5 protein-coding genes are annotated in these 4,473 nt (G+C 75.9%); all 5 read left to right on the forward strand.

Annotated features, from left to right (window positions below):
* A partial coding sequence (locus ACTZWW_RS22425) for a hypothetical protein (RefSeq protein ID WP_444783186.1) occupies positions 1–414 on the forward strand: 414 nt, incomplete at its 5' end.
* A 2-nt stretch (positions 415–416) separates the two neighbouring features.
* Entirely contained in the window at positions 417–1,676 is a 1,260-nt protein-coding gene (locus ACTZWW_RS22430; protein ID WP_444783187.1) for an ATP-grasp domain-containing protein, read from the forward strand.
* Positions 1,673–2,917: an MFS transporter gene (locus ACTZWW_RS22435; RefSeq protein ID WP_444783188.1), complete on the forward strand. Its 1,245-nt coding sequence runs from the start codon at positions 1,673–1,675 to the stop codon at positions 2,915–2,917. Before ACTZWW_RS22430 ends, ACTZWW_RS22435 begins: the two co-directional genes overlap by 4 nt.
* Positions 2,914–4,290: a M20/M25/M40 family metallo-hydrolase gene (locus ACTZWW_RS22440; RefSeq protein WP_444783189.1), complete on the forward strand. Its 1,377-nt coding sequence runs from the start codon at positions 2,914–2,916 to the stop codon at positions 4,288–4,290. Before ACTZWW_RS22435 ends, ACTZWW_RS22440 begins: the two co-directional genes overlap by 4 nt.
* Positions 4,287–4,473, forward strand: a 187-nt coding sequence (locus tag ACTZWW_RS22445; RefSeq protein WP_444783190.1) for a thioesterase domain-containing protein, incomplete at its 3' end; no start/stop codon positions are given. The genes ACTZWW_RS22440 and ACTZWW_RS22445, both read left to right, overlap by 4 nt.

Raw genomic sequence — 4,473 nt, forward strand, 5'->3', positions numbered from 1 at the left:
GCCGAGGGTCCGGCGCTGTGGACGCTCGACGGGCGCGAGCTCTGGGCGCCCGGCGCGGCGCTCGACGCGCAGGCCCTCGCCGAGGCGGCGCTGACACCCCGCGCGCCCGACGCGCAGACGCTCGAGCGGCTGCGCGCCGCGAGCCGCGGCATTCTCGTCGGTCTCGACCTCCCGGGCCCAGCGGAGGGCGGCTGCGATGTCGCCGCGACGCTCGACGCGCTGGCCGACGACGCGCGCGTGCTGCGGGTGCTCGGCGCACTCTGGACCCGAGGCGGTTGGATCGACGTGGGGCGACGCTGCGGCGATCGTCCGTTGCGCCGGGTCGGCCTGCCGGTCTATTCCTTCGAGCGCACCCGTCACTGGGTCGACATACCGGCCGAGGCGAAGCCCTCGAACTACGACGTGGCCCTCTGACCATGGCGCACCTCCTCGTCGTCGACGCGAACCTGCCCGGCATCCAGGCGCTGGCACGCGCCAAGGCGCTCGGGCACCGCGTCACCTTCGTGCGCGGGACGAGCTACGCCATGTACCCGCGCACGGCGCAGAACGAGGCGATCATCGCCTCGGCCGACCGGCTGGTGGACGTGCCCGCGACCTCGGACGCGGCCGCCCTCGTCGCGCTCGGGCGCGCCCTCGCCGACGAGGGGCCGATCGACGGCATCCTGACGCAGCAGGAATACGCCGTGGAGGCGACGGCGGCGCTCGCCGAGGAGCTCGGCCTGCCGTTCCTCTCGCTGGCCAGCGCCCGGCTCGCCCGGCGCAAGGCGCAGGCGCGCGACCGGATCGAGGCGGCGGGCCTCGCGTCGGCCGTGCACGCGCTCGTCCACGACGCCGACGCCGCCTGCACGGCCGGGCGGGAGATCGGCTTTCCCGTCATCGTCAAGCCGCCGTCCGGCTGCGACAGCATCCTCGCCGCGCGCTGCGACGACGAGGCCGCCGTCGCGCGCGCCGCGCAGGCGATCCTCGCCGCGCCGCAGACGCTGCCCGACCAGCTGCGCGAGCAGTTCTCCCGCGGCATTCTCGTCGAGGAGCGGCTCGAGGGGCCGCTGGTGAGCGCCGAGATCGTCTTCTTCGAGCGACGGCCGATCCGCTACATGCTCTCCGGCCGGGTGCGCGGGCGTGCCGACGAGACCGTCGAGATCGGCGCCGCCATGCCGGCGTCCGAGGCCGAGGGGCGGGAGGAGGCCTGCTTCGCCTACGCGGAGGCGGTCGCCGCGGCGCTCGGCTTCGACTTCGGCTTCGTCCACATCGAGATGATCCTCACCGCGCGCGGCCCCGTCCTCGTCGAGGCGAACCCGCGGCTGATGGGGGGCATCATGCCGCGCCTCTACGAGGAGGTGTCCGGCCGCACCATTCTCGACGACGTCGTCGCCCTGCATCTGGGCGCCGCCCCGCGCCCGCCGACGCGGATCGCCCGGGCGGGAACGACGCGCAAGATCATGCCGCGCGCCGAGGGGCGGCTCTCCTCGACGCTCGATGCGGCGACGCTCCAGGCGGTGCGCGCCGAACTCGCCTTCGTCGACGCGCCGGGCCTGGTCGACGGCGCGGCCGTGACGCGCGACGAGATCCTCGGCCGGCTCATCGCCACCGCGCCGACCATGGCCGAGGCGGACGCGCGCGCCGACGGGGCGCTCGCGCGAATCGCCGAGGCGATCGGCGTGGAGCTGGTGCGATGAGCGCGGCGACGGCGCAGCCCGGCGAGGCCGCCGGGACGCCGCTGTGGCGCGACCGCACGGTCGTCGCTTTGTTCCTCTCCATGCTGCTCAGCATGATGGGCACGCATCTCGCGCTCGTGGCGCTGGCGGTGGAATACGCCGAGCGCTACGGCTCGACGCTCGCAGGCGGGCTCGTCTACCTCGCGCAGTTCCTGGCGCCGATCGTGCTCACGCGCGTGGCGGGGCGGCTGTGCTCGGGGCAGGCGCCTCGCACACTCCTCGTCGGCTGCGAGCTCGTCGGCTTCGCGAGCTGCCTCGTGCTCGCGCTCGTCTGGGACCTCTTCCCCGCCGCGCTGGCGCTGCTCGCCCTGCGCGGCTTCCTCGACATCGTCACGCGCTCCTCGCGCGCGGTCGCGGTGAAGATCGCGATCCCCTCGGGGCGTGTGGAACGCGCCAACACGATCGTCAACGCGCCCTTCTTCCTCGGCGCGATGCTCGGCGGGCTGCTCGGCGCGCTGCTCATCGAGCGGCTCGACCTCGGCGCGATCGCGCTGATCAACGCCGCGACCTACCTCGCCGCCGGGCTGATCTACCTCGTCCTGCCCCGCAGGGCGGCGCCGCCGAAGCCGTCGAGCCGGGCCTCGCTCCTGGGGACCGCCTCGCGGGCCTTCGCCGCGGACCCGGAGCTGATGCGCGCCTTCGCCTATCTCGTCGCGGTCACGGCGCTCTACCAGGGCGTCCACCAGACCGCGCGCATCCACGTCCCCCTGAAGGAGCTCGGCATGGACGGGAGCGGCGTCGCGCTCCTGCAGGCGACCGCCTTCGCGGGCGTCTTCGTCGGGCTCCTGGTCGCCGGGCGCTGGCTCGCCGGGCGGGAGACGACGCTGCGCCTGTTCGCGCCGGTCACCGTGGCGGCGGGGATCGCGGGCGTCGCGACGACGGCCTTCATCACGCCGGCGGGAGCGCTCTCGGCGTATTTCGTCTTCATGGTCCTGTTCGAGATCGCGTTCATCACGGCCATGAACACGGTCGTCAAGCGCTCGGAGGCCGCCGCCCTGCCGACGCTGATGGTTCTGTTCTACGCCTTCGCCTTCGGCGGCATGACGTTGATGGTGCTCGCCTCGGGCCTCGCCTTCGACGCGCTGGGGGCGCAGGCGACCTTCGCCGCGGTGCTCGCGCTCGGGCTCGGCGCGGTGCTCGCCATCGAGACCGCGGCGCGGCGCCTGCGCGCGCGCTCCGACGCCGCGGTGCTCGGCTCGTGAGCGCGCACGCCGAGACCGTCCTCGCGGACGATGCGTCGCGCGAGGAGGACCCCGTCGCCCTCGCCGCGCGGCTGATCCGCGTGCCGAGCGTGAACCCGCCACGCGCGGAGCGGCCGAACGCGGAGGCGCAGGCGATCGCGACCGTCGCAGAGCGCCTCGCGGCGCACGGCATCGCCCACCGCATCCTCGCCGAGAACCCGGCGCGGCCGAACCTCGTCGCCCGCGTCCCGGGACGCGGCGCGGCGCCGCCGCTCCTGCTCTACGGCCATGTGGACGTCGTGCCCGCGCCGGAGGAGGCCTGGAGCGACGACCCGTTCGGCGGCGCCGTCCGCGACGGCATGCTGTGGGGCCGCGGCGCGCTCGACATGAAGGGCGGGCTCGCCATGCTCGTCGCCGCGACGATCGCCGCCGCGCGCGCCGACGAGCCGCCGCCGGGCGACGTGATCCTCGCCTGCGTGAGCGACGAGGAGGCCGGCGGCCGGCTCGGCGCGGGCTTCCTCGCCCGCAATCACGCGGACCTGCTCGCGGGCGTGCGCCACGCGATCGGCGAGTTCGGCGGCTTCTCGCTCGCGGTCGCGGGGCGGACGTTCTACCCGGTCCAGGTCGCCGAGAAGCGCACCGCGACGCTGAACCTCGCCTTCTCCGGCAGGGGCGGGCACACGGCCCTCCTCGCCGGCCGCTCGCCGGCGATCCGCGCGGCGCAGGCCGCGGCCGCGATCGCGCGCCACCGGGAGCCGATCCGCATCGAGCCCGCCGCAGGGGCGATGATCGCGGCGATGGCGGACGCGCTGGCGCCGGAGAAACGCGTCGCCGCCGCGGCGCTGCGCGGCCTGCTGCGCCCGGCGCTGGCGCCGCTCGCCCTGAAGGCCGGCGGGCCGCGGCTCGCGCGGGTGTTCGAGCCGCTCCTGCGCACGACGGCGCAGGTCACCGGCCTCGCCGCCGGGGGCGACGCCCCCAACGTCGTGCCGGACGCCGCCCGCGTGCGGCTGAGCCTGCGGCTTCTGCCGCAGGACGACGGCGCGGGCCTGACGGCGCGCCTCGCCCGCCTCGCCGGCGACGGCGCCGTCATCGAGGGGGCGTTTCCGCCCACCGGTCCCGCCGGCTTCGACGACTCGCAGCTCCCGCTGATGCAGGCGCTGATCTCGGAGATCGATCCGGGCGCGACGGTCGTGCCGATGCTGCTCCCCGGCTCCACGGATGCGCGCCACCTCGCGCCGCTCGGCATCCAGAGCTACGGCTTCCTGCCCATGCGCCTGCCGTCGGGCCTCTCCTTCATGGAGCTGATCCACGCCGCCGACGAGCGCGTGCCCGTCGACGCGCTGCGCGAGGGGACGCGCGTGCTCGCGGGCTTCCTCGCCCGCTATCGCGGATGAGCGGCGGCGCGGCCGTCCCAGCCGGCCTCGTGCGGATCGGCGCGACGGGGACGACGCGCCTCGTCGCCTGCCCGCACGCCGGCGGCAGCCCGGCGAGCTTCGCCGGCTGGCGCCGGGCGCTTCCCGCCGACGTCGCGCTCCACGTTCCCGCACTGCCCGGCCGCGGCGCGCCGGCCTCGGGCC

The sequence above is a fragment of the Salinarimonas sp. NSM genome, assembly GCF_052380005.1.
Lineage (GTDB): Bacteria > Pseudomonadota > Alphaproteobacteria > Rhizobiales > Beijerinckiaceae > Salinarimonas.

Excerpts from the sequence above, each read along its gene's own strand:
- ACTZWW_RS22430 (WP_444783187.1), top strand. The coding sequence starts at position 417 with ATGGCGCACCTCCTCGTCGTCGACGCGAACCTGCCCGGCATCCAGGCG.
- ACTZWW_RS22435 (WP_444783188.1), top strand. The coding sequence starts at position 1,673 with ATGAGCGCGGCGACGGCGCAGCCCGGCGAGGCCGCCGGGACGCCGCTG.